Origin of the sequence: Streptosporangium saharense (assembly GCF_014203715.1) — a bacterium.
Classification (GTDB): Bacteria; Actinomycetota; Actinomycetes; order Streptosporangiales; family Streptosporangiaceae; genus Streptosporangium; species Streptosporangium saharense.
Genome location: NZ_JACHJP010000008.1, coordinates 221972 through 247075 on the forward strand (window position 1 = coordinate 221972; position 25104 = coordinate 247075).

4 protein-coding genes are annotated in these 25104 nt (G+C 73.1%); all 4 read right to left on the reverse strand.

The features are described from left to right. Positions 1-5: 5 nt before the first annotated feature. The 4 genes from FHS44_RS30260 to FHS44_RS41245 all read right to left on the reverse strand — a co-directional run bounded on the left by FHS44_RS30260 (position 6) and on the right by FHS44_RS41245 (position 25082). Entirely contained in the window at positions 6-1211 is a 1206-nt protein-coding gene (locus tag FHS44_RS30260) for an FAD-dependent oxidoreductase (RefSeq protein ID WP_184720836.1), read from the reverse strand. 22 nt (positions 1212-1233) lie between these two features. After that, a complete protein-coding gene (locus FHS44_RS30265) occupies positions 1234-6975 on the reverse strand; it encodes an SDR family NAD(P)-dependent oxidoreductase (protein WP_184720838.1) in 5742 nt (1913 codons plus the stop codon). A gap of 17 nt (positions 6976-6992) precedes the next feature. Beyond that, positions 6993-13193 carry a type I polyketide synthase gene (locus tag FHS44_RS30270; protein WP_184720840.1) on the reverse strand — a complete coding sequence of 2067 codons (6201 nt, stop codon included), beginning with the start codon at positions 13191-13193 and terminating at the stop codon, positions 6993-6995. A 114-nt stretch (positions 13194-13307) separates the two neighbouring features. Continuing rightward, positions 13308-25082: a type I polyketide synthase gene (locus FHS44_RS41245; RefSeq protein WP_184720843.1), complete on the reverse strand. Its 11775-nt coding sequence runs from the start codon at positions 25080-25082 to the stop codon at positions 13308-13310. Between the last annotated feature and the right edge of the window lie 22 nt (positions 25083-25104).

Here is a 25104-nt window from a genome sequence, read left to right on the forward strand (position 1 = left end):
GACGGTCAGCGGGCCGCGGTGTTCAGGTAGTTGCTGAACGCCTTGATCTGGAAGCGCTGGAAACCGGTGAAGGAGATGCCGTTCTTGGACCGCTTGAACAGGCCGGGCACGGCCTGCCCCTGCTTTCCGGTGGCGGCGGCGTAGTGGTAGAGCATCTTGACCCGGCGCTGGCGGGTCTTCTCGTAGCGGCGCAGCAGCGCGGCGGGGGAGCCCTTGCCGGACAGCGCCCTGCCGATCACCCACGCGTCCTCAAGCGCCTGGTTGGCGCCCATCCCCGTGCGTGGCGGTACGGCGTGCACCGCGTCGCCCAGCAGCGTGATCGGGCCGCGCCCCCACCGCTGGGGCACCTGGTGGAGGATGTGCGGGAAGACCGCAATGTCCTCGTCGCTGATGGAGGCCAGCAGCTCCGGCAGCGGGGAGGAGAACTCCGCGAAGCGGGCCCGCAGGTTGGCCACCGGGGACGGCGGCTCCCCGCCGGGACCCGCGCTGTTGCGCACGTCGGGGCCGTCCAGGGCACCGGGAGGGGCCATGTCGCCGTCGGCCCACGGCGTCTCGAACGCCCAGTAGAGCATGTCCTCCCCGAGCGGGTGCATCACGCACAGCCCCGCGTCACCCGCCATGGTCTGCACCCGGTGGCTGGAGGTCAGCTCGACCGGGAGCTTGGTGGTGCCGTGCCAGGTCGCCCAGCCCGTGTGCTCGGCAGGGGAGAAGCCGAACAGGTGCTTGCGGACGAAGGAGCGGTGGCCGTCCGCCCCGATCAGCACGTCCGCCTCGACGCGGCGGCCGTCCTCGAAGGTGATCACGACCGGCCCGTCCGTGCCCTCCGCGGGCTCCTCGACGGAGGTGGCGCGGGCGCCGAAGCGCAGCACACCGGGCGGCAGCGCCGCGGCCAGCACCTCCACCAGCTCGCTGCGGCGGATCACCTTGTTCGGGGAGCCGAAGGTCCTGGCGATCCGGTCCAGGTCCACCCGGACCAGCGGCTGGCCGGTCTCGGAGGTGATGTCCACCCGGTCGAGGCGGTGGCCGATGTCCCGGTGGTCGATGCCCAGGTCGTTCAGGATGCCCGTGCCGTTCGGCCACAGGATCACCCCGTAGCCGCCCTTGCGGAGCTCGTCCGCCTGCTCGTACAGCTCGACCTGGTGGCCGTTGCGGGAGAGCGCGAGGGCGGAGGCGACGCCGCCCAGACCCGCGCCGATGATGACGATCTTCATGGTGTCTCCTAGGGAGGGGGATTCAGACGGTGAGCCAGGAGAGGACGGTTCCCGCCGTGGTGCCGGAGTGGTCCTCAAGGACCGAGAAGTGGTCGCCGGGGGTGTCCAGCGCGGTGTGGGGAAGCGCCCAGACGGCCCGCCAGCCGTACGACTCACGGATCTCCTCCACCCACGGGTCGGCGGCCCGGACCAGCAGGGTGGGGGTGTCGATCGGTTCGGGACGCCAGCCGGAGAAGATCCGGTGGTAGGCGCCCATGGCGGCCAGGCGGGTGTCGTCGCAGAGCGCGAAGGCGGACTCGCGGTCCTTCATCACGGCGGACATCGACGGTTCGAGCGACGGGAGCTGGTCGTAGTCCGGGTCGTAGGTGTCGATCAGGGCGAGGCCTGCGGGACGGGTCCCCAGCCGCTCCAGCCTGCTCGCGACGGCGTGCGCGATCCAGCCGCCCGCAGAACGGCCGACCAGGACGAAGGGACGGCCCTCCAGGTGCCTGAGCACCGACCCGGCGTGCGCGGCGGTCAGCGCCGCCAGGTCCGCGGGCGGCAGCTCACCGTCCACGAAGCCGGGCTGCGGCAGCACCAGCACCTCGTGCCGCCCACGCAGGGCGGCCGCGAACCGCGCGTACTCGTGCGGCCCCGAGACCGGCCCGAAGGACGGCAGGCAGACCAGCACCGTGGCCTCGGCCGGTTCCCCGGTCAGCCGGATCGGCTCGGGGATCCGCGCGTGCGCCTCGGCCTCGGGGAAGGAGGGGCGGCACCGGGAGGCGGCCTTGAGCAGGGCGAGCGCATCCATCGAGGACGCCTCCTCGCACGCCCGCCAGTAGAGCGTCGCCAGCGGCCCCGCCTGGGCCTCCGGGGCGTCGGTGCGCTCGGTGAGGCTGAGGAGCTCGCGCAGGTGGGTGGCGAGCAGCGCCGGGGACGGCTGGTCGTAGACCACCTTGGTGGGGAGCCGAAGTCCGGTGGCCGCGTTGAGCTGGTTGCGCAGGGTCAGCGCGGTCAGCGAGTCGAAGCCGAGTTCGAGGAAGCGCCTGCCCGGATCGACCTGCGTGGAACTCGCGTGACCGAGCACCCCGGCCACCCTGCCGAGCACCAGCTCCAGGAGGATCCGCTCCCGCTCGGCCTCCCCGGCCCCCGCCAGCCGCGCGACCAGCCGCTCCTTCTCCTCGTACGGTTCCGGGCGCTGGGGGAGTGCACCGCCGGGCACGAGGTCGCGCAGCAGGGCGGGCACCGGGCCGGGGGCGGCCTGCCGGGCGATGGCGGCCACGTCAAGCCGGGCGGTGACCAGGGTGGCGTCCCCGGCGCTCAGGGCCGCGTCGAACAGGGCCAGCCCCTCGGCGGTGGAGAGCGGGGCGACCCCGCCGCGCGTCATCCGGGCAAACTCGGCCTCGCTCAACCGCCCCGTCATGCCGGACCGTTCGGCCCACAGCCCCCAGGCGAGCGACTGCGCGGGCAGTCCCCGGGAGCGGCGGTGCTCGGCGAGCGCGTCCAGGAAGGCGTTGGCCGCACCGTAACCGGCCTGGCCCGCGCTGCCCAGGGTGGCGGCGGCCGAGGAGAACAGGACGAACGCGCTGAGGTCCAGGTCCCGGGTCAGCTCGTGGAGGTTGAGCGCGGCATCGACCTTCGGCCGCAGCACGGTGTCCACCCGCTCGGGGGTGAGCGAGCCGAGCACGCCGTCGTCCAGGACGCCCGCGGTGTGCACGACGCCGGTCAGCCGCAGGCCGGTGAGCAGCGCGGCGAGCTGCTCGCGGTTGGCGGCGTCGCAGGCGGCAACCGTCACTTCGGCGCCCGCGTCCTGGAGTTCGGCGACGAGTTCTGCGGCGCCGGGGGCGTCGGGGCCGCTTCTGCTGGTGAGCAGGAGGTTCCGTACGCCGTGTTCGGTGACGAGGTGACGGGCGATGTGGGCGCCGAGGGTGCCGGTGCCTCCGGTGACCAGCACCGTGCCCTCCGCGTCGAACGGCCTGGCCGCTTCCCGCTCCCGAGGCACCCGGGCGAGCCGGGCGGCGTGCACGACACCGTCGCGGACCACGAGCTGCGGCTCACCGGAGGCCAGGGCGGCGGCCATGGCGGGCGTGTCCCACTCGTCCACGTCGAGCAGGACGAACTGCCCAGGACACTCGGCCTGCGCTGACCGCACCAACCCCCAGACCGGCGCCCAGACGAGGTCGTCGAGCCCGGGACCCGCCGCACGCCGGGTGACCAGGACGAGACGGGCCCCGGCGAACCTCGGCTCGGCCAGCCACGCCCGCAGCAACTCCAACGTCTGGTTGACGGCATCCCGTACGGCGCCCGCCCGCCCCGGGCCGTGACCCAGCCGGTGTCCCAGCCGGTGCACGACGGTTCCCGGGACGGGGGTGTTCGTGGCGAGGTCGTCGAGGAGGATGAACGGCTCCGCCTCCCGGGTGGCCGGAACCTGCGGCTGCCAGACGGTACGGAACAGGGAGTCGGCGGACGCCCTGCCACGCGGCCCCTCCAGCCAGTAGCGGTCCCGCTGGAACGGGTAGGTCGGCAGGTCGACGAGGTTCGCGCCGGTGTAGGTGGGGGTGAGGTCGGGGGTGATGCCTCGGACGTGGAGGTTGGCGGCTGCGGTGTGGAAGGTGGTGCGGTCGCCGTGGTCGCGGCGGAGGGTGCCGTGGGTGATGGTGGGTGCGGGGGTGTCGTCGAGGGTTTCCTGGATGCCGGTGGTCAGGACGGGGTGGGGGCTGACTTCCAGGATGGCGTGGAAGCCGTGGGTGGTGAGGGTGTGGATGCCTTCGGCGAAGCGGACGGGCTGGCGCAGGTTGCGGTACCAGTAGGCGGCGTCGGTCTCGGCCTGGTCGATCCAGCGGTTTTCGAGGGTTGACCAGAAGGGGATCTGCGGCGTTTGGGGGGCGACGGGGGCCAGGATTTTGAGCAGGTCGTGTTGGAGCTGCTCGACGTGGGGGCTGTGGGAGGCGTAGTCGACGGGGACGCGCCGGTTGTGGATGTTTTTTGCGTTGAGTACGGCCTGCAGCTCGTCGAGGGCGTCACCGTCGCCGGAGACGACGGTTGAGGAGGGGCCGTTGAGGGCGGCGATGGAGATCCGTCTGTGCCAGGGGGCCAGGTCGATCTGGTCGGCAGGGAGGGTGATGGAGAGCATGCCGCCGTTTCCGGCGATGGCGGTGATGGCCTGGGACCGCAGCGCCACGACCCGGGCACCGTCTTTCAGGGAGAGTGCTCCGGAGACCGTCGCGGCGGCGATCTCACCCTGGGAATGGCCGATCACGGCGTCGGGGTGGATGCCGTAGGAGCGCCACAGTTCGGCCAGGGAGACCATCACGGCCCACAACGCGGGCTGGACGACGTCTACTCGGTCGAGGGTGCCGTGTAGTTCTTTGAGAAGGTCCCAGTCGGTGAACTCGGCCAGGGCTTCGGCGCATTCCGTGAGGCGTTGGGCGAAAACCGGTTCGGTGTCCAGGAGGTCGAGGGCCATGCCGGTCCACTGGGTGCCCTGGCCGGGGAAGACGAAGAGGGTCTTTCCGGTCACGTCGGCGGTTCCGGTGATGACATTCGGCGGGGTCTGTCCTGCGGCGTAGTCGGCCAGCGCCGTGCGGTCGGCGTCGATCACCACCGCGCGGTGGGCGAAGGCGGTGCGGGAGACGGCCAGGGAGTGGCCGACATCCACGGGCCGCAGGGCAGGGTTGGCGGCCAGATGCTCAGCGAGCCGGACGGCCTGCGCACGCACGGCGGCCTCGGTACGCCCGGCCAGCAGCCAGGGCACCCGCTCGGCGGTGACGGTCGCGGAGGTCGCCCCCGGGGAGTGACCGATGTCGGCCTGTGCGCGTCCGGCCTGCGGCCAGGGTGCCTGCTCGGTGGTGGCGGTCGTGGGGGCCGTCTTCGGGGGGTGGCCGATGTCGGTGGGTTGGGTGGCCTGTGCGCGTCCGGCCTGTGGCCAGGGCACCTGTTCGGCGGTGGCGGTCGTGGGGGCCACCTTCAGGGAGTGGCCGACGTTGGCCTGTGCGCGTCCGGCCTGCGGCCAGGGCACCTGCTCAGCGGTGGCGGTCGCGGGGGCCGCCTCTGGGGAGTGCCCGGCGTCGGTGGGCTGGGCGGCCTGCGTGCGTCCGGCCTGCGGCCAGGGCGCCCGCTCGGCGGTGGTGGTCGTGGGGACCGTTTCCGGGGAGTGGCCGATGTCGGCGGTCTCGGTGCGTCCGGCCTGCGGCCGGGGCACCTGCTCAGCGGTAGCGGTCGTGGGAGCCGTCTTCGGGGAATGGCCGATGTCGGTGGGTTGGGTGGCCTGTGCGCGTTCGGCGGCCTGTGCGTGTCCGGTCTGCGGCCAGGGCGCCTGTTCGGTGGTGGGGGCCGTTTCCGGGGAGTGTCCGGCGTCGGTGGGCTGGGCGGCCTGCGTGCGTCCGGCCTGTGGCCAGGGTGCCCGTTCGGCGGTTGAAGGGACCGGCTCCTCCTCGGGGGCCTGTTCCAGGATGACGTGGGCGTTGGTGCCGCTGATGCCGAAGGAGGAGACGCCCGCCCGGCGTGGCCTGCCCGTCTCGGGCCATGGACGGGCCTCGGTGAGGAGTTCCACGGCGCCGGTCGTCCAGTCCACGTGTGAGGAGGGACGGTCCACATGGAGGGTGCGGGGCAGCAGGCCGTACCGCATGGACAGGATGGTTTTGATGACGCCCGCGACTCCCGCGGCGGTCTGGGTGTGGCCGATGTTGGACTTGATCGAGCCGAGCAGCAACGGCTGTGAGCGGTTCTGGCCGTAGGTGGCCAGCAACGCCTGGGCCTCGATGGGGTCGCCGAGTCTGGTGCCGGTGCCGTGCGCCTCCACGGCGTCGATCTCGCTCGCCGTGAGCCCGGAGGCGGTAAGCGCCTGGCGGATGACACGTTCCTGGGCGGGGCCGTTCGGGGCGGTGAGGCCGTTGGAGGCGCCGTCCTGGTTGATCGCGCTGCCCCGGATGACCGCCAGCACCCGGTGCCCGTTGCGGCGGGCGTCCGACAGGCGTTCGAGGAGCAGTACGCCGACGCCCTCGGAGAACCCGGTGCCGTCGGCCGCGTCCGCGAACGCCTTGCACCGGCCGTCGGCCGCCAGCCCCTTCTGCCGGGTGAACTCCACGAACAGGCCGGGGGTGGACATCACCGCCACACCACCGGCGAGGGCGAGGTCGCAGCCGCCCCGGCGCAGTTCCTGGACCGCCAGGTGGATCGTCACCAGCGAGGAGGAGCACGCGGTGTCCACGGTGATCGCGGGACCTTCGAGTCCCATCGCGTACGCGACCCGGCCTGAGGCGACGCTGCCCGCGCTGCCGTTGCCGAGGTAGGCGGCCACCGCGTCGGGCACCTCGTCCAGCCGGGCGGCGTAGTCGTGGTACATGACGCCCGCGAAGACGCCGGTACGGCTGCCGCGCAGTCTCTCCGGCGCGATGCCCGCCCGTTCGACGGCCTCCCAGGAGGTCTCCAGGAGCAGCCGTTGCTGGGGGTCCATGGCGAGTGCCTCGTTGGGGCTGATCCCGAAGAACGCGGCGTCGAATTCGGCGGCGTCGTACAGGAACCCGCCCTGGGCGGTGGCACTGTCCCCGCCCAGGTCCCAGCCACGGTCGGTGGGGAACGGGCCGATGCCCTCCGCGCCCTCGGCGAGCAGCCGCCAGAGGTCCTCGGGCGAGCGCACCCCACCGGGAAGGCGGCAGGCCATGCCGGTGACGGCGATGGGCTCGTGGGCGATGGCGTCGAGCCGTTCGTTCTGCCGCTTGAGCCGCTCGTTGTCCTTGAGCGAGACGCGGAGCGCCTCGACGATCCGCTCCTGGGTGGTGGTCATGGTCGTGTCGCTCCTTCTCAGACGGTGCCCAGCGCCAGTTCGACGAGGCCCGCGATGTCCATGTCGTCGATCTCGGCGGCCCGCGCCCGTTCCGCGGCGGCCTGGTCCTCCGCGGCCTGCTCGGCGGGCTCGGCCTCGGGCAGGAGCAGTGCGCACAGGCGCTGGGCGAGCGTGGCGACGGCCGGGTAGTCGAAGATCGCTGTCGCGGGCAGCCGTACACCGGAGGCCTGGTAGAGCCGGTTGCGCAGCTCGACCGCGGTCACCGAGTCGAGCCCGAGCCCGCTGAACGGCAGGTCGGGATCGACGGCCTCGGCCGAGGAGTGCCCGAGCACCCCGGCGACCTGCTCCCGCACCAGGTCGAGTACGGCCCGGCGCCGGTCGGCCTCCGTGAGGGCGGCCAGCCGCTCGGCAAGCCCGCCGTCCTGGGCGGTGGACGCCTGTACGGCCCGGCGCCCCGTGGGGCGGATGAGGGCGCGCAACAGGTGCGGCACCGGCGACAGCCCGCGCAGCACCGCCAGGTCGAGCTTTGCCGGGACCACCAGCGCGGCGGGTACGGCGAGGGCGGCGTCCAGGAGGGCGAGGCCGTCCCGCGCGGAGAGCGGCACCGTGCCGCCCCGGCTCATCCGTTCGAGCTCCGCCTCGCCGAGGTGCCCGGTCATGCCGCTGGGCTGCGCCCACAGCCCCCAGGCCAGCGACTGCGCCGGGAGCCCGGCCGCCCGGCGCCGGGCCGCCAGCGCGTCCAGATAGGCGTTGGCCGCGGCGTAGTTGCCCTGGCCGGGACTGCTGAAGGTCGCGGCGGCCGAGGAGAACAGGACGAACGCGGCGAGATCCTGGTCCCGGGTCAGCTCGTGGAGGTTGAGCGCGGCGTCCACCTTGGGGCGCAGCACCCGGGCCAGGGCCTCGGGAGTCAGCGTCTCGATGACGGCGTCGTCCAGGACACCCGCGGTGTGCACGACACCGGTCAGCCGCAGGCCGGTGAGCAGCGCGGCGAGCTGTTCGCGGTCGGCCACGTCGCAGGCGGCGACCGTCACCTGGGCGCCCGCGTCCTGGAGTTCGGCGACGATTTCTGCGGCGCCGGGGGCGTCGGGTCCGCTTCTGCTGGTGAGCAGGAGGTTCCGTACGCCGTGTTCGGCGACGAGGTGGCGGGCGACGTGGGCGCCGAGGGTGCCGGTGCCCCCGGTGACCAGGACCGTGCCGTCCGCGTCGAACGGCCTGGCGGACGCCTCGGGGACGGCCCTGACCAGGCGCGGAGCGAGCACCCTGCCGTGCCGTACGGCCAGCAGAGGTTCGCCGGAGGCCAGCGCGGACGGCAGGGCGGCGGCGTCGGCGGGGGTGTCGAGATCGACGACGAGGAACCGGCCGGGATTCTCGGCCTGCGCGGAGCGCAGCAGGCCCCACAGCGTCGCGTGGACCAGCCCCGGCACCGTGTCACCGTCGGCGGCGGCGACGGCTCCTTCGGTCAGCACCACCAGGCGCGCCCCGCCGAACCGCTGGTCGGCCAGGAACTCCTGCAGCAGGCTCAGAACGTCACCGGTCACCCGGTGCGTGTCCGTCACGGACTCGCCATCGGTCCTCGGGGCGGGCAGGAACAGCACGTCCGGCGCGGTGGTCACGGCGGCCAGGGAGTCCAGGCGGATTCCCGGGATGCCCGGGGCGTCACCGAGCACCGCCCAGCGCTCCACCGGTATGTCCCCGGCCGCCGTGACGCCGGTCCACTCGACCTGGAAGAGCGCGTCGCGCATGCCGTACCCGGTGGATCGGAGCTGCCGCGCGGAGATCGCCCGTACGGCCAGCGACTCCACCGAGGCGACCGGCGCCCCGGCCTCGTCGAACAGCGCCAGGGCGACCGAACCCGGTCCCGTGGGGGAGATCCGTACCCGAAGCGCGGTGGCGCCGCAGGCGTGCAGCCGTACGCCACTCCAGGCGAACGGCAGGCCGGTGCCCTCGGAACCTTCCTGGCGGGCGAGCCCCATGCCGTGCAGCGCGGCGTCCAGCAGCGCCGGGTGCAGGACGAACCGTTCCGCGTCGCCGTGCGCCTGCGCGGGCAGCCGTACCTCGGTATAAATCTCCTCGCCGAGCCGCCAGGCCCGGGTCAGCCCCTGGAACACCGGGCCGTAGCCGTAACCGGCCCGTGCCAGGCGGTCGTAGAAGCCGTCGGTCTCCACGGATACGGCCCCGGCGGGCGGCCAGGAACCGAGCGCGGTGGCGTCGTTGGCGGTGCTGTCGGTGGTGAGCAGGCCGCTGGCGTGCCGGGTCCACGGCTCGTCGTACGGCGCGTCCTGCGGGCGGCCGTACACCGTCACCGCGCGTGAACCGGAGGCGTCCGCCGCCCCGACCACGGCCTGTACGGCGACGCCGCCGCGCTCGGGCAGCACGAGGGGGACCTCGATGGTCAGGTCCTCGACCAGGTCACAGCCCACCTCGTCACCGGCCCGGACCGCGATCTCCAGGAAGGCCGTGCCGGGCAGCAGCACGGTGCCGGACACGGCGTGGTCGGCCAGCCAGGGGTGGGTACGCAGCGACAGCAGCCCGGTGAGCACCAGCCCGTCACCCTCGGCCAGCGGCAGCGCGGCGCCGAGCAGCGGATGCTCGGTCGAGCCGAGACCCACGGCGGCGACATCCCCTGCGCCTGAGGACGGCTCCAGCCAGTAGCGCTCGTGCTGGAACGGGTAGGTGGGCAGATCGACCGGGTGTGCGTCGGTACGGGGGGTGAGGTCGGTGGTGATGCCTCGGACGTGGAGGTGGGCTGCCGAGGTGAGGAAGGTGGTGCGGTCGCCGTGGTCACGGCGCAGGGTTCCTTGGGCGATGGTGGGTGCGGGGGTGTCGTCGAGGATTTCCTGGATGCCGGTGGTCAGGACGGGGCGCGGGCTGACTTCGACGATGGCGTGGAAGCCCTGGGTGGTGAGGGTGTGGATGCCTTCGGTGAAGCGGACGGGTTGGCGCAGGTTGCGGTACCAGTAGGTGGCGTCGGTTTCTGCCTGGGTGATCCAGCGGTTTTCGAGGGTGGACCAGAAGGGGATCTGCGGTGTTTGGGGGGTGACCGGGGCGAGCAGGTTCAGCAGGTTTTCGTGGAGCTGTTCGACGTGGGCGGAGTGGGAGGCGTAGTCCACGGGGACGCGGCGGTTGTGGATGTTTTTTGCGTTGAGTACGGCTTGCAGCTCGTCGAGGGCCTTCATGTCGCCGGAGATGACGGTTGAGGTGGGGCCGTTGAGGGCGGCTGTTGCCAGGCGCTCGTGCCAGGGGGTCAGGTCGATCTGGTCGGCAGGGAGGGTGATGGAGAGCATGCCGCCGTTTCCTGCGATGGCGGTGATGGCCTGGGATCTGAGGGCGACGACGCGGGCTCCGTCCTTCAGGGACAGCGCTCCGGAGACGGTCGCGGCGGCGATCTCTCCTTGGGAGTGGCCGATGACGGCGTCGGGGTGGATGCCGTAGGAGCGCCACAACGCTGCGAGGGAGACCATGACGGCCCACAGGGCGGGTTGGACCACGTCTACTCGGTTGAGGTCGCCTTTGAGGGCTTCGAAGAGGTCCCAGTCGGTGTATTCGGCCAGGGCTTCGGCGCATTCGGTGAGGCGTTGGGCGAAAACCGGTTCGGTGTCCAGGAGGTCGAGGGCCATACCGGTCCACTGGGTGCCCTGGCCGGGGAAGACGAAGAGGATTTTGCCGGTGACGTCGGCGGTGCCGGTGACGACGTTCGGCGGGGTCTGTCCTGCGGCGTAGTCGGCCAGCGCCGTGCGGTCGGCACCGATGACCACCGCGCGGTGGTTGAACAGCGACCGTCCCGTGAGCAGCGAGTGGCCGACGTCGGCGGGGCTCAGGGAGGGGTTGGCGCTCAGGTACTCGGCGAGCCGTGCGGCCTGCGCACGCAGTGCCTCAGGACTCTTCGCGGAGAACGCCAGCGGAACGAGACCCGCCCCGGCCTCGGACCGCTCGGCGTCGGTCGTGGACCGTCCGGTTTCACCGGCTTTCGGTCGTCCGGTCTCGCCGGTCTCGGGCTGCCCGGTCTCTTTGGTCGCGGATCGCCCGGTTCCACTGGTTTCCGGCTGCTGGGCCGTGGCGGTCTCGGACCGTCCGGTTCCACCGGCTTCCGACCGCCCAGCCTCGCCGGTCTCGGGCTGCCCGGTCTCTTCGGTCGCGGACCGTCCGGCCCTACCGGCCTCCAGCTGCTGGGTCGTGCCGATTGCGGATGGCCAGGTCCCGTTGGTGGTGGACCGTCCGGTTCCACCGGCTTTCGGCTGCCCGGTCTCGCTGGTCTCGGGCTGTCTGGTCTCTTCGGTCGCGGATCGTCCGGTTCCACCGGCTTTCGGCCGTCCGGCTTCGCCGGTCTCGGACTGCCTGGCCTCACTGGTTTCCGGGTGCTGGGTCGTGCTGGTCGCGGATGGCCCGGTCCCGTTGGTCGCGGACCGACCGGCCCTACCGGTCTCCAGCTGTTGGGTTGTGTAAATCGCGGATTGCCCGGTCTCGTCGGCCTTGGGCCGTCCGTTTCCGTTTCTGGCCTCGTCGCTCGTTGAGCGTCCGGTTCCGTTGGTCTCGGACGGGCTGGTCTCGCTAGTTCTGCCGGTTGCGGATGGCCTGGTCCCGTTGGTGGCGGGCTGTTCGGTTTCACCGGTTTCCGACCGCCTGGTTCCGTTGGTCTTGGGCAGCCCGGCCTCGCCGGTTCCCGGCCGCTGGGTCGCGCCAACCGCGAGCCACCCGGTCCCGTTGGTCACGGTCTGTCCGGTTATGCCGGACTCGGATCGCCCGGTCCTGTCGGGTTCCGGCCCCCTGGCCTCGTCGGTCGCGGATCGCCCGGCCCCATCGGTCACGGACCATCCGGCCTTATCCGACTCCGGCCGTGGAGGTTCTGGGGCCTGTTCGAGGATGACGTGGGCGTTGGTGCCGCTGACGCCGAAGGAGGAGACGCCTGCTCGGCGGGGGCGGCCGGTCTCCGGCCAGGAACGGGCGCTGGTGAGGAGTTCGACCGAACCGGCAGTCCAGTCGACCTCGGGAGTCGGTTCGTCCACGTGCAGGGTGCGGGGCAGCGTGCCGTACCGCATGGACAGCACCATTTTGATCACGCCCGCCACGCCCGCCGCGCACTGGGTATGGCCGATGTTGGACTTGATCGAACCGAGCAGCAACGGCTCTGAGCGGTTCTGGCCGTAGGTGGCGAGCAGGGCCTGGGCCTCGATGGGGTCGCCGAGGCGGGTGCCGGTGCCGTGGGCCTCGACGACGTCCACGTCGGCCGGGGTCAGCCGGGCGTCGGCGAGGGCGTGCCGGATGACCCGCTGCTGGGAGGGGCCGTTCGGGGCGGTGAGGCCGTTGGAGGCGCCGTCCTGGTTGACGGCGCTGCCCCGGATCACGCCGAGGATTCGGTGCCCGTTGCGCTGGGCGTCCGACAGGCGCTCAAGCAGGATCATGCCGACGCCCTCGCTCCAGGCGGTGCCGTCGGCCGCCCCCGCGAACGCCTTGCAGCGGCCGTCCGCCGCCAGCCCCTTCTGCTGGCTGAACAGGACGAACATCCCGGGGTTCGACATCACCGTCACCCCACCGGCCAGGGCCATGGAGCACTCGTCCCGGCGTAGCGACTGGGCCGCCCAGTGCAGCGCGACCAGCGAGGAGGAACAGGCCGTGTCCACCGATACGGCCGGACCCTCAAGGCCGAAGCTGTAGGCGATCCGGCCCGAGGTGACGCTTGAGGTCGTGCCGGTGCCGAGGTAGAGGTCAACGCCCTCCGGGATGTCCGAGGCGGTGCCGTACAGCTGGGAGGTGGTGCCGACGAAGACGCCGGTACGGCTTCCGGCCAGCGACTGCGGGTCGATGCCCGCCCGTTCGACGGCCTCCCAGGAGGTCTCCAGGAGCAGTCGTTGCTGCGGGTCCATGGCGAGTGCCTCGTTGGGGCTGATCCCGAAGAACGCGGCGTCGAACCCGGCCGCGCCGTCGAGGAAGCCGCCGTGGCGGGTGTAGCTGGTGCCCGCGCTGCCCGGGTCGGGGTCGTAGACCGCGTCGAGGTCCCAGCCACGGTCGGTCGGGAACTCGGAGATCGCGTCGGTCTCGTCGAGCAGGAGCCGCCACAGCTCCTCGGGGCTGCGCACCGCGCCGGGGAACCGGCACGCCATGCCGATGACGGCGATCGGCTCGTGGCGCTCGTCCTCTAGCTCCTTGATCCGGCGGTGGGCCTTACGGGTGTCGGCCACCGCCCGCTTGAGATACTCGCGAAGCTGGTCTTCGTCGGCCATGTCGGAACCACTTCCTGCTACGGATGCTGATTGCTGGGGGCCGTCCCGGTCCGGGCCGCGCCGCGCACGGCGGTGAGGCCGGTTCGGCGGCCGGGGTGCTGCTACGTGGGGGGCTCAGTTCAGGGAGTCGACGAGGGCGAAGAGTTCGGCGTCCGAGGCGGAGTCGAGGTCGCTGTCGTCACCCGCGAGGCGGGCGTCGGAGGCGTCCTGGCCGCCGAGACGGTCGAGCAGGGCGCGCAGGCGCGGGGTGAGGTCGCCGAGCGGGTGACCCTCGGCCAGCCGCCGTTCCAGGGCGGCCTCAAGGCGGTCCAGTTCGGCCAGGCCGGGCTCACCCCGGGGCGCGGTCCCCTCGTGGGGCAACCGCTCGTCGAGGAAGGCGGCAAGCGCGGCCGGGGTCGGGTAGTCGAACACCAGGGTCGCGGGCAGCCGCAGCCCGAGCGCCTCGTGCAGGCGGCCGCGCAGCTCGACGGCGGTCAGTGAGTCGAAGCCGATCTCCTTGAACGTCCTGGTCGCCTGTACGGCCTCGGCCGAGGAGTGGCCGAGCACATCGGCGACCTGGGTGCGGACGAGGTCGACCAGCGCCCTGGTCCTGGCTTCCCCGGTCAGTCCGGCGAGCCTCTGGGCCGGGGGCTGCCCGCCCTCGGTGGCCCGCCGTACCGGAGCGCGGACCAGGCCACGCAGCAGCGGCGGGACCTCCTTGCCCTGGAAGACCGAGGGGGTGAGCCTGGCCGCGACGGCCACCGGGTCCGTCCCGGCCAGGGCGGCGTCGAACAGTTCGAGGCCCTGCTCCTCCTGGAGCGGGGTGAGGCCGCCCCTGGCCATCCGGGCGAGGTCGGCGCGGCCGAGCCCACCGGCCATGCCGCGCCGTACCGGATCGTCCAGCAGCCAGGGACCCCAGGCGATGGCCGTGCCCGGCAGTCCGGCGGCGTCGCGGCCGTGGGCGAGCGCGTCCAGGAAGGCGTTGGCGGCGGCGTAGCCCGCCTGTCCCGCCGCCCCGAACACCCCGGCGACCGAGGAGAACAGGACGAAGGCGTCGAGGTCCCGACCAAGGGTCAGTTCGTGCAGGTTGACCGCGCCGTCCACCTTGGGCCGCAGCACCGTGGCGATCCGCTCCGGGGTGAGCGACTCGACAAGTCCGTCGTCGAGCACCCCGGCGGTGTGCACCACGGCGGTCACCGGGTGCTCGGCGAGCAACCGGGCCACCTGCTCGCGGTCGGCCACGTCGCAGGCGGCGATCGTCACCTCGGCACCCGCCTCACGCAGCTCGGCGACGAGTTCGGCCGCCCCCTCTGAGGAGGGACCGCCACGGCTGACGAGCAGCAGGCGGCGCACGCCGTACCCGGAGACCAGGTGCCGGGCCGTGAGCCGTCCAAGCGCGCCGGTGGCACCGCTGACCAGCACCGTGCCGTCCGCACGGAAGGTCGGCGGGGTCGCGTCGGCGGTGGTCCTGGCCAGTCTGGGCACGGTCACCACGCCTTGACGGATGACCAGCTGGGGTTCGTCTGTGGCCAGCGCGGCGGGCAGGGCGTCGGCGGAGGTGTCGGTTCCATCCAGGTCGAGCAGGACGAACCGGCCGGGGTGTTCGGCCTGCGCGGAGCGGACCAGGCCCCACAGGGAGGCGTGCGCGAGGTCCTCGACGTCGTGGCCGGTGGCGTTCCTGGTGACGAACACCAGCCGGGAACTGGTGAACCGCTGGTCGGCCAGCCAGTCCTGGAGCAGCCCTAGCGCGCGGCCGGTGACGGAGCCCACCCGCTCGGCCAGGGGTCCTTCCGAAGGGGCCGTCCAGTGCGTGAGCACGGTCTCCGGGACGTCCTGGCCGGAAGTGAGCTCGTCCAGTACGGCCCAGCCGACGGTCGCCGGGGCTTCGGGAAGCCGCAGCTCGGTCAGGTCGATCCGGTAGAGGGCGTCCCGGCCCGCCGTACCGGCGCCGGTGATCGCCTTCGGGGACACCGGACGCATGACCAGCGACTCCACCGAGGCGACCGGCTCGCCCGCGGCGTCGGCGATGGCGAAGGCGACGCCGCCCTCACCGGCCGGGGTCAGCCTGGCCCGGACGGAGGAGGCACCGGAGGCGTGCAGCTCGACGCCCGTCCAGGCGAACGGCAGGCGGCCGTGCGGGGCCTCCTCGGGGGAGACGCGCTCAAGCAGCACGGAGGCGGCCATCGCCTGGAGCACCGCGTCGAACATGCCCGGATGGACACCGAACCGGCTGGCCGCCGCGCGGCCCTCCTCGGGCAGCGTGACCTCGGCGAAGACCTCCTCGCCTCGCCGCCACAGGGCCCTCAGCCCGGCGAACAGCGGGCCGTAGGCGAAGCCGGTCTCGGTCGCGCGCCGGTAGAAGCCGTCGAGGTCGATCTCCTCGGCGCCGGGCGGCGGCCAGGCGCGCAGGTCGAAGTCCGGCGTGGCCCTGCCGGAGCCGAGAACGGCGTCGGCGTGGTGCGTCCACCCGGCGTCGGGGGCGTCCTCGGGCCGGGAGTGCACGGTGAGCGGGCGCCGTCCCACGGCGTCGGCCTGGCCGACCCGCACCTGGAGCAGCACGCTCCCGGTGCGCGGCAGGACCAGCGGCGCCAGATGGGTGATCTCCTCGACCCGGTCACAGCCGACCCGCTCGGCCACGTGCAGCGCCAGCTCGGCGTAGGCGACACCGGGGACCACGGAGCGGCCCATGACGCCGTGCTCGGCGATCCACGGGTGGGTCCTCTCGGAGAGCGAGCCGGTGAACAGGACCCCGGTGCCGTCGGCCAGCTCGGCCGTCGCCCCGAGCATCGGGTGCTCGGCGGGCCCGAGCCCGGCCCCGGCCAGGTCGGCCGGTCCCTCCGCGTCCTCAAGCCAGTACCGCTCCCGCTGGAAGGCGTAGACGGGCAGTTCGGTACGGCGGGCACCGCGCAACAGCCGTGCGAAGTCGACAGTGGCGCCACGCAGCTTGAGCGCGGCCAGCGCCTCGACGAACGACTGCTCCTGCGGCCGGTCCCTGCGCTGGGCGGCGACCAGCGCGAACCGGGCGCCGGGCAGGCTCTCCCGCCCCGCGGCGGTCAGCACCGCGTCGGGGCCGATCTCCAGGAAGGTGGTCGCGCCGCGCTCGGCCAGCGTGAGCAGCGCGTCGTGGAACCGTACGGCGTCGCGAACGTGCCGCACCCAGTACTCGGGGTCGGCTACCTCGATTGGCAGCGGGATCGTCGGCGCGTGGTAGGTCAGCGACTCGGCGACCGCGCGGAACTCCTCCAGCATCGGGTCCATCAGCGGCGAGTGGAAGGCGTGGCTGACCCGCAGCCGCCTGGTGCGGTGCCCGCGTTCGGCGAGCCGCTCGGTGACGGCCAGCACCTCCTCCTCGTGACCGGCGACCACCACGGCCTCGGGGCCGTTGACGGCGGCCAGCGAGACCCGGTCGCCGAGCAGCGGCAGCACCTCGTCCTCGGGAGCCTGGACGGCCACCATCGCGCCACCGGCCGGGAGACCCTGCATGAGCCTGCCACGTGCGGCGACAAGCCGGGCGGCGTCGGGGAGGCTCAGCACCCCGGCGACGTGCGCGGCGGCCAGCTCACCGACCGAGTGCCCGGCGACGAAGTCGGGCCGGAGGCCGAAGGACTCGACGAGGCGGTAGAGGGCGACCTCGAAGGCGAACAGCGCGGGCTGGGTCCAGCCGGTCTGGTCCAGCAGCTCGCCTCCCTGGAAGACCACCTCGCGCAGCGGACGTTCCAGGTGCTCGTCCAGTTCGGCGCAGACGGCGACGAACGAAGCCGCGAACTCCGGGTACGCGTCGTACAGCTCACGCCCCATGCCCGGCCGCTGGGCGCCCTGGCCGGTGAAGAGGAAGGCGGTCCTCCCGGTCGCGGCCCCGCCCCGCAGACCCCGCCCGGCCGCCAGCGCCTCCAGTCCGTCCAGCAGGCTCTCCCGGTCACGAGCCACCACCGCGCCCCGGTGCGGCAGCTCGGCCCGGTGCGCGATCAGCGAGTGCGCGACATCGGGGAGTACGGCCCGCGGACGCTCGGCCAGGAAGGCGGCGAGCCGCCCGGCCTGGGCGGAGAGCGCCTGCTCGGAGTGGCCGGAGAGCAGGAAGGGGACGGCGCTGTGCCGGGTTGGGGTGGCGGGATCCGGTTCCCTTTGGGGGGTTTGTTCGAGGGTGATGGGGGCGTTGGTGCCGCTGGTCGAGGCGGTGGGGTCCGGGTCTTCTTGGGGGTTTTGTCCGGGGGTGGTGCCGCTGGTCTGGGTGGCGGGGGCCGGTTCCCCTTGGGGGGCCTGCTCAGGGATGACGTGGGTGTCGGTGGAGCTGGTCTGGGGTGAGAGCGGGGACGGGATGGTGCCGTGACCGGCCGGGGCGGTGGGGTTCGGTTCTTCCTGGGGGATTTGTCCGGGGGTGATGGGGGCGGTGAAGGCCGGTTCCTTCTGGGGGCTCCGCTCAGGGGTGACGTGGGTGTCGGTGGGGCTGGTCTGGGGGGCGAGCGGGGACGGGACGGCGCCGTGACCGGTCGGGGCGGTGGGGTTCGGTTCTTCCTGGGGGGCCTGTTCGAGGATGACGTGGGCGTTGGTGCCGCTGATGCCGAAGGAGGAGATGCCCGCCCGGCGTGGTCTGCCCGTCTCGGGCCATGAACGAGCCTCGGTGAGCAGTTCGACGGCTCCCGAGGTCCAGTCGACCTCCGGGGTGGGCGCGTCCACGTGCAGGGTGCGGGGGAGCGTGCCGTACCGCATCGCCAGGACCGTCTTGATGATGCCGCCGACACCGGCGGCGGCCTGGGTGTGGCCGAGGTTGGACTTCAGCGAGCCGAGCAGCAACGGCTGTGAGCGGTTCTGGCCGTAGGTGGCGAGCAACGCCTGGGCCTCGATGGGGTCGCCGAGTCTGGTGCCGGTGCCGTGGGCCTCGACGGCGTCCACCTCGGCCGGGGTGAGCCCGGCGGCGCTCAGGGCCTCGCGGATCACCCGTTCCTGGGCGGGGCCGTTGGGCGCGGTGAGGCCGTTGGAGGCGCCGTCCTGGTTGATCGCGGTGGCCTTGACGACCGCGAGCACCGGGTGCCCGTTGCGGCGGGCGTCGGAGAGCCGTTCGACCAGGAGGACGCCCACGCCCTCCGCGAAGCCGGTGCCGTCGGCGGAGGCGGCGAAGGCCTTGCACCGGCCGTCGGCCGCCATGCCGCCCTGCCGGTCGAACTCGGCGAACAGCCCAGGAGTGGACATCACGGCCACCCCGCCCGCCAGCGCCAGGTCGCATTCGCCACGCCGCAGCGCCGCGACCGCCAGGTGCAGGGCGACCAGCGAGGAGGAGCAGGCCGTGTCCACGGTGATCGCCGGACCCTCGAAGCCGAAGGTGTAGGCCACCCGGCCGGAGATCACGCTCGCCGCGCTGCCGTTGCCGAGATAGCCCTCGACCTCGGCGGGGACGCGGCGCAGCCGCGAGGCGTAGTCCTGGCCGCTGGTGCCGGTGAACACGCCGACCCGGCCGCCCCGCACGGAAGTCGGGTCGATCCCGGCCCGCTCGAAGGTCTCCCACGAGGTCTCCAAGAGGAGCCGCTGCTGCGGGTCCATGGCGAGCGCCTCGCGGGGGCTGATCCCGAAGAACGCGGCGTCGAACTCGGCGGCGTCGTGCAGGAAACCGCCCTGCCCCTCGCCCTCCCAGCCACGGTCGGTGGGGAAGCCGGTCAGCGCGTCGCCACCGTCCAGCACGAGCCGCCACAGCTCCTCGGGCGAGCTCACCCCGCCCGGGTAGCGGCAGCCCATCGCCACGATCGCGACGGCGTCCTCGTCGGCCACGGTCGTGGCCTGTACGGCGGGCGCGGCCTCGGCCGTACCCAGCAGGTGGGCGCGCAGGTGGCGGGCCAGGGCGGTCGGGGTCGGGTGGTCGAAGACCAGGGTGGCGGGCAGGCGCAGCCCGGTCGCCGTGTTGAGCCGGTTGCGCAGCTCGACGGCGGTCAGCGAGTCGAAGCCGAGGTCCTTGAACGCGCGCCCGGCGTCGATCTCGTCCGCCGACGCGTGCCCGAGCACGGCGGCGGCGTGAGCGCGCACCAGGTCGAGCAGCTCGGCCTCCCCGAGGGCGGCCAGCCGTTCGGTCAGCGCGGAACCACGCGGGCCGGAGACCGCCTCTGCCCTCCTACGGGCCGGGGCCCGCACCAGGCCGCGCAGCAGCGCCGGGACGGGGCCGCGCCCGCGCTGGGCCGAGAGGTCGAGGTCGGCGGGCAGCAGCAGCGGCTCGTCCAGCAGCGAGGCCGCGTCGTACAGGGCCATGCCGAGTTCGGAGGTGAGCGGGGTCATGCCGCCCCTGCCCATCCGCTCGACGTCGCGGGCGTCCAGGTGCCCGGTCATCGCGCTGCGCCGCTCCCACAGGCCCCAGGCGAGCGACTGCGCGGGCAGGCCCAGGGCGCGGCGGTGCTGGGCGAGGGCGTCGAGCAGCGTGTTGGCCGCGGCGTATCCGCCCTGACCGGCGCCGCCGAGCACCCCCGCGGCCGAGGAGAACAGGACGAAGCAGGCGAGATCGTGGTCGGCCGTCAGCTCGTGCAGGTTGAGCGCGCCGTCCACCTTCGGCCGTAGCACGGCATCGACCCGCTCCGGGGTGAGCGAACCGATCACGCCGTCGTCCAGGACGCCCGCGGTGTGCACCACGCCGGTCAGCCGTACGCCGGAGAGCAGCGCGGCGAGCTGCTCGCGGTCCGCGACGTCGCACGCGGCGACGGTCACCTCGGCGCCGTGCTCGACGAGTTCGGCGACGAGCTCGGCGGTGCCCGGGGTGTTGGGGCCGCCTCTGCTGGTGAGCAGCAGGTGCCGGACGCCGTGCTCGACGACCAGGTGACGGGCGAGCAGGGCGCCGAGGGTGCCGGTGCCGCCGGTGATCAGGACGGTGTCCTCGGGGTCGAGCGCGGGCGGGACGGTCAGCACGACCTTGCCGATGTGTTTGGCCTGGCTGACGTACCGGAAGGCGTCGGCGGCGCGCCGTACGTCCCAGGTGGTGGTCGGCAGCGGACGCAGCGCACCCGCCTCGAACAGCGCGACCAGCTCGGAGAGCATCTCGCCGATCCGCTCCGGGCCCGCCTCGAACAGCTCGAAGGCACGGTAGGCCACGCCGGGGTGCCGGGCCGCGACCTCCTGGGCGTCCCGGATGTCGGTCTTGCCCATCTCGACGAACCGGCCGCCCCGAGGCAGCAGTCCGAGTGAGGTGTCCACGAACTCCCTGGCCAGCGCGTTGAGCACGACGTCCACGCCGGCACCGTCGGTGGCCTTCAGGAACGTGGCCCCGAAGTCCAGGGTTCGGGAGTCGGCCAGATGGAGACCATCCAGGCCGAGCGCGTCCCACTTGCCCCGGCTTGCGGTGCCGTACACCTCGGCACCCAGGTGACGGGCGAGCTGGACGGCGGCCATGCCCACCCCACCGGCGGCGGCGTGCACCAGGACGGACTCGCCCGCGCGCAGTCCCGCGAGATCGACGAGCGCGTAGTAGGCGGTGAGGAAGACGATCGGGACGGACGCCGCCTCGGTGAAGTCCCAGCCCTGCGGCATCCTCACCAGCAGCCGGTGGTCGGTGACCGCGACGGTGCCGAAGGAGCCCGCGAACATGCCCATCACCCGGTCGCCGGGGGCGAGGCCGGTGACGTCGTCGGCGACCTCGATGACGACGCCCGCGCCCTCGTTGCCGAGCAGCCCGGCCTGGCCGGGATACATGCCGAGCGCGTTGAGCACGTCGCGGAAGTTGAGGCCCGCCGCGCGCAGGGCTACCCGGACGTGGCCGGGGGCGAGCGGTTCCAGGGTCTCGGGGCAGGCCACGAGGGACAGGTTGTCCAGGGTTCCCCGGTCCGCGATGTCCAGCCGCCACGGGGTGCCCGCCGGGGGCCTGAGCGCGGTCGAGGTCGCGGCGCGGGCCAGTCTGGCGGCCAGTACGGTGCCGTCGCGCAGGGCGAGCCGGGGCTCACTGGTGGCCAGCGCGGCGGGCAGCGCGGCGGCGGAGGCCTCGGTGCCGTCCAGGTCGACCAGGACGATCCGGTCGGGGTTCTCCGACTGCGCGGACTGGGCCAGCCCCCACAGGGCGGAGCAGGCCAGGTCGGTCACGTCCTCACCGGGCCGGACGGCGACGGCGCCGGTGGTGGCGATCACCAGCCGGGCGTGCGCGTAGCGGTCCTCGGCGAGCCAGGTCCGCAGCAGCTCAAGCACCCGGCGCGTGACGGCGTGGACCCGCTCGGCGGTGCCGCCCTCAGCGGGCGCCACGACCGGCACCAGCACGGTCGCGGGGACCTCGGTGGGCAGCAGGTCAAGACTCTCGGTCCGGTACGGCTCCGCGGCCTCGTCGGGGAGCGGCACGGCTACCCAGTCGATCCGGAACAGGGAGTCGGCCGTCGTGTCCGGCCTCAGCGTGTCGGCGGCCAGTGGACGCAGCACGAAGGAGTCGGCACTCGCCACCGGGGCGCCGGAACCGTCGGCGACCAGCAGCGAGACGCTGTCCTGGCCGGTGCGGGTGAGGCGGACGCGCAGCTCGGCGGCGCCGGAGGCGTGCAGCGTCACCCCGCTCCAGGCGAACGGCAGGTGACCGAGCCCCCGGCCATCCTGTACGGCACAGCCGAGCGCGTGCAGGGCGGCGTCCAGCAGCGCCGGGTGCAGTCCGTAGCGCTCGGCCTGTTCCCGCTGACCCTCGGGCAGCCGGACCTCGGCGTAGACGTCCTCGCCGTCCAGCCAGGCGGCGCGCAGGCCACGGAAGGCCGGGCCGTACCCGAGACCGCCCTCGGCGAGCCGTTCGTAGTAGCCGTCCAGGTCAACGGCGGTCGCGCCCTGCGGCGGCCAGGCGGTCAGCCGTTCCCCGGTCACCGGGGCATTTTGGGCGAGGAAGCCGCTGGCGTGGCGGTCCCAGGGAGCGTCCTGCGCGGCGTCCTCCCGACGGGAGTGGACGGTGACCTCGCGCCGCCCTCCCTCGTCGGCCGGGCCGACCCGCACCTGGAGGGCGACGCCGCCGCGCTCGGGCAGCACCAGCGGACTCTCCAGGGTCAGTTCGTCAACCCGCTCACAGCCGACCTGGTCCCCGGCGTGAACCAGCAGGTCCAGGAAGGCCGTGCCGGGCAGCAGGACGGACCCGAGCACGGCGTGGTCGGCCAGCCAGGGGTGGGTGCGCAGCGAGAGGCGGCCGGTGAGCAGCAGCCCGTCCCCGTCGGCCAGGGTGAGCGAGGCACCGAGCAGCGGGTGGTCGGCGCCGCCGAGACCCAGGTCCGCGGCGTCGCCCGCGCCGCCCGCGACGGTGTCCAGCCAGTAGCGCTCCTGCTGGAAGGGGTAGGTGGGCAGGTCGATCCGGTGGGCGCCGGGGAAGACGGTGCCCCACCCGATCTCGTGGCCGCGCACGTACAGCGCGGCGAGCGCGGCGCGGAACCGGGCGGGCCCACCCTGGTTGCGGCTCAGCGTGCCGACGGCGACGGCTGTGGCCTCGGCGCTGTCCAGGGTGTCCTGTACGGCGGAGGCGAGCACGGGATGTGGACTTGCCTCGACGAAGAAGGCGTGCCCGTCGGCCGCCAGGGCGCGCACCCCCTCCTCAAGCCGGACGGTCCGCCGCAGGTTGCGGTACCAGTACGCGGCGTCGGTCTCGGCCCGGTCGATCCAGCGGTTCTCCAGGGTGGACCAGAAGGGGATCTGCGGCTTCTGCGGGGTGACCGAGGCGAGCAGCGTCAGCAGCTCCTCATGGAGTCGCTCGACGTGGGCGGAGTGCGAGGCGTAGTCCACCGGAACGCGCCGGTTGTGGACCCCTTGTTCGTCGAGTACGGCCTGCAGCTCGTCGAGGGCGTCGCTGTCGCCGGAGACGACGGTCGAGGAGGGTCCGTTGAGGGCGGCTACTGCCAGGCGCTCGTGCCAGGGGGTCAGGTCGATCTGACTTGTGGGGAGTGAGACGGACAGCATGCCGCCGTTTCCGGCGATGGCGGTGATGGCCTGCGATCTGAGGGCCACGACGCGGGCGCCGTCTTTCAGCGACAGCGCTCCGGAGACGGTCGCGGCGGCGATCTCGCCCTGGGAGTGGCCGATCACGGCGTCGGGGTGGACACCGTACGAGCGCCACAACGCGGCGAGGGAGACCATGACGGCCCACAGCGCGGGCTGGACCACGTCAACCCGGTCAAGGGAGCCTTGCAGTTCTTCGAGGAGGTCCCAGTCGGTGAACTCGGCGAGGGCTTCGGCGCACTCGGTGAGGCGCTGGGCGAAGACCGGTTCGGTGGCGAGGAGGTCAACCGCCATACCCGCCCACTGGGCGCCCTGACCGGGGAAGACGAACACGGTCTTGCCGCTCACGTCGGCGGTGCCGGTCACCACCGAGGGCGACTCTTCACCGGTCGCGAACGCGTCGAGTGCGGCGGCCAGTCCCTCGTGGCCGTCGGCGACGGCGACCGCGCGCCTGACGAAACCGGAACGCCCGGTGGCCAGCGAGTGGCCGAGGTCTGCGAGCCCGGGGGCGGTGTCCAGGTGCTCGCGCAGCCGTTCCGCCTGGGCGCGCAGCGCCCGCTCGGTCTTGGCGGAGAAGGGGAAGGGAATCGGGCCGGTCCGCTCGGACGGCTGCGGTTCGGGGGTCTCGGGGGCCTGTTCGAGGATGACGTGGGCGTTGGTGCCGCTGACGCCGAAGGAGGAGACGCCCGCCCTGCGCGGCCGTCCCGTCTCGGGCCACTCCCTGGCCTCGGTGAGCAGCTCGACCGACCCGGCCGACCAGTCCACGTGTGTGGAGGGACGGTCCACGTGCAGGGTTTTCGGCAGCAGGCCGTACCGCATCGCCAGGACCATCTTGATGACACCGGCGACACCTGCGGCGGCCTGGGTGTGGCCGATGTTCGACTTGATCGAGCCGAGCAGCAACGGCTGTGAGCGGTTCTGGCCGTAGGTGGCCAGGAGTGCCTGGGCCTCGATGGGGTCGCCGAGGCGGGTGCCGGTGCCATGGGCTTCCACGGCGTCGACGTCGGCGGTGGAGAGCCGGGCGTTCTCCAGCGCCTGCTGGATGACCCGCTGCTGGGAGGGGCCGTTCGGCGCCGTGAGCCCGCTGGAGGCGCCGTCCTGGTTGACGGCGCTGCCCCGGATGACCGCCAGGACCGGGTGTCCGTTGCGCTGGGCGTCCGAGAGGCGTTCGAGCAGCAGCACGCCCGCGCCCTCGCCCCAGCCGGTGCCGTCCGCCGCGTCGGCGAAGGCCTTGCAGCGCCCGTCCCCGGCCAGCGCGGACTGCTTGGAGAACTCCACGAAGGACAGCGGCGTGGACATCACCGTGACACCGCCCGCCAGGGCGAGGGAGCACTCGTCCTGGCGGAGCGCCTGGACGGCCAGGTGCAGGGCGACCAGCGAGGCCGAGCAGGCGGTGTCCACGGTGACCGCGGGGCCCTCAAGGCCGAAGGTGTACGAGAGGCGGCCGGAGACCACGCTCGCGCTGATGCCGGTCGCGAGGTAGCCCTCGCCCGCCGCGGGCGACCTGGTGACCAGCGCCGCGTAGTCCTGCCCGTTGGTGCCCGCGAAGACGCCGGTCCTGCTGCCCCGCAGTGTCTGCGGGTCGATCCCGGCCCGCTCGAAGGCCTCCCAGGAGGTCTCCAGGAGCAGCCGCTGCTGGGGGTCCATCACCAGCGCCTCGCGCGGGCTGATCCCGAAGAAGCCCGCGTCGAACCGTGAGGCGTCGTACAGGAACCCGGCCTCGCGGACGTAGGAGGCGCCGGTGCCGTCGGTGTCGCCGTCGAACAGCCGGTCGATGTCCCAGCCACGGTCGGTGGGGAACTCGCCGACGGCGTCGCCGCCCTCGGCGAGCAGTCGCCACAGGTCCTCGGGTGTCCGTACGTCGCCGGGGAACCGGCAGCTCATCGCCACGACCGCGATCGGCTCGTGGTCGGCTTCCTCAAGTTCGCGAACCCGCTGGCGTGTCCTCCGCAGGTCTGCGGTCACCTTCTTGAGGTAATCGACGACCTTGTCATCCGTCCGCATTGAACACCTTCCAGCAGGCTTT

Bases quoted from the DNA above. Each gene is read 5' to 3' on its own strand.
- FHS44_RS30260 (WP_184720836.1), bottom strand. From the start codon at position 1,211: ATGAAGATCGTCATCATCGGCGCGGGTCTGGGCGGCGTCGCCTCCGCC.
- FHS44_RS41245 (WP_184720843.1), bottom strand. From the start codon at position 25,082: ATGCGGACGGATGACAAGGTCGTCGATTACCTCAAGAAGGTGACCGCA.
- FHS44_RS30270 (WP_184720840.1), bottom strand. From the start codon at position 13,193: ATGGCCGACGAAGACCAGCTTCGCGAGTATCTCAAGCGGGCGGTGGCC.
- FHS44_RS30265 (WP_184720838.1), bottom strand. From the start codon at position 6,975: ATGACCACCACCCAGGAGCGGATCGTCGAGGCGCTCCGCGTCTCGCTC.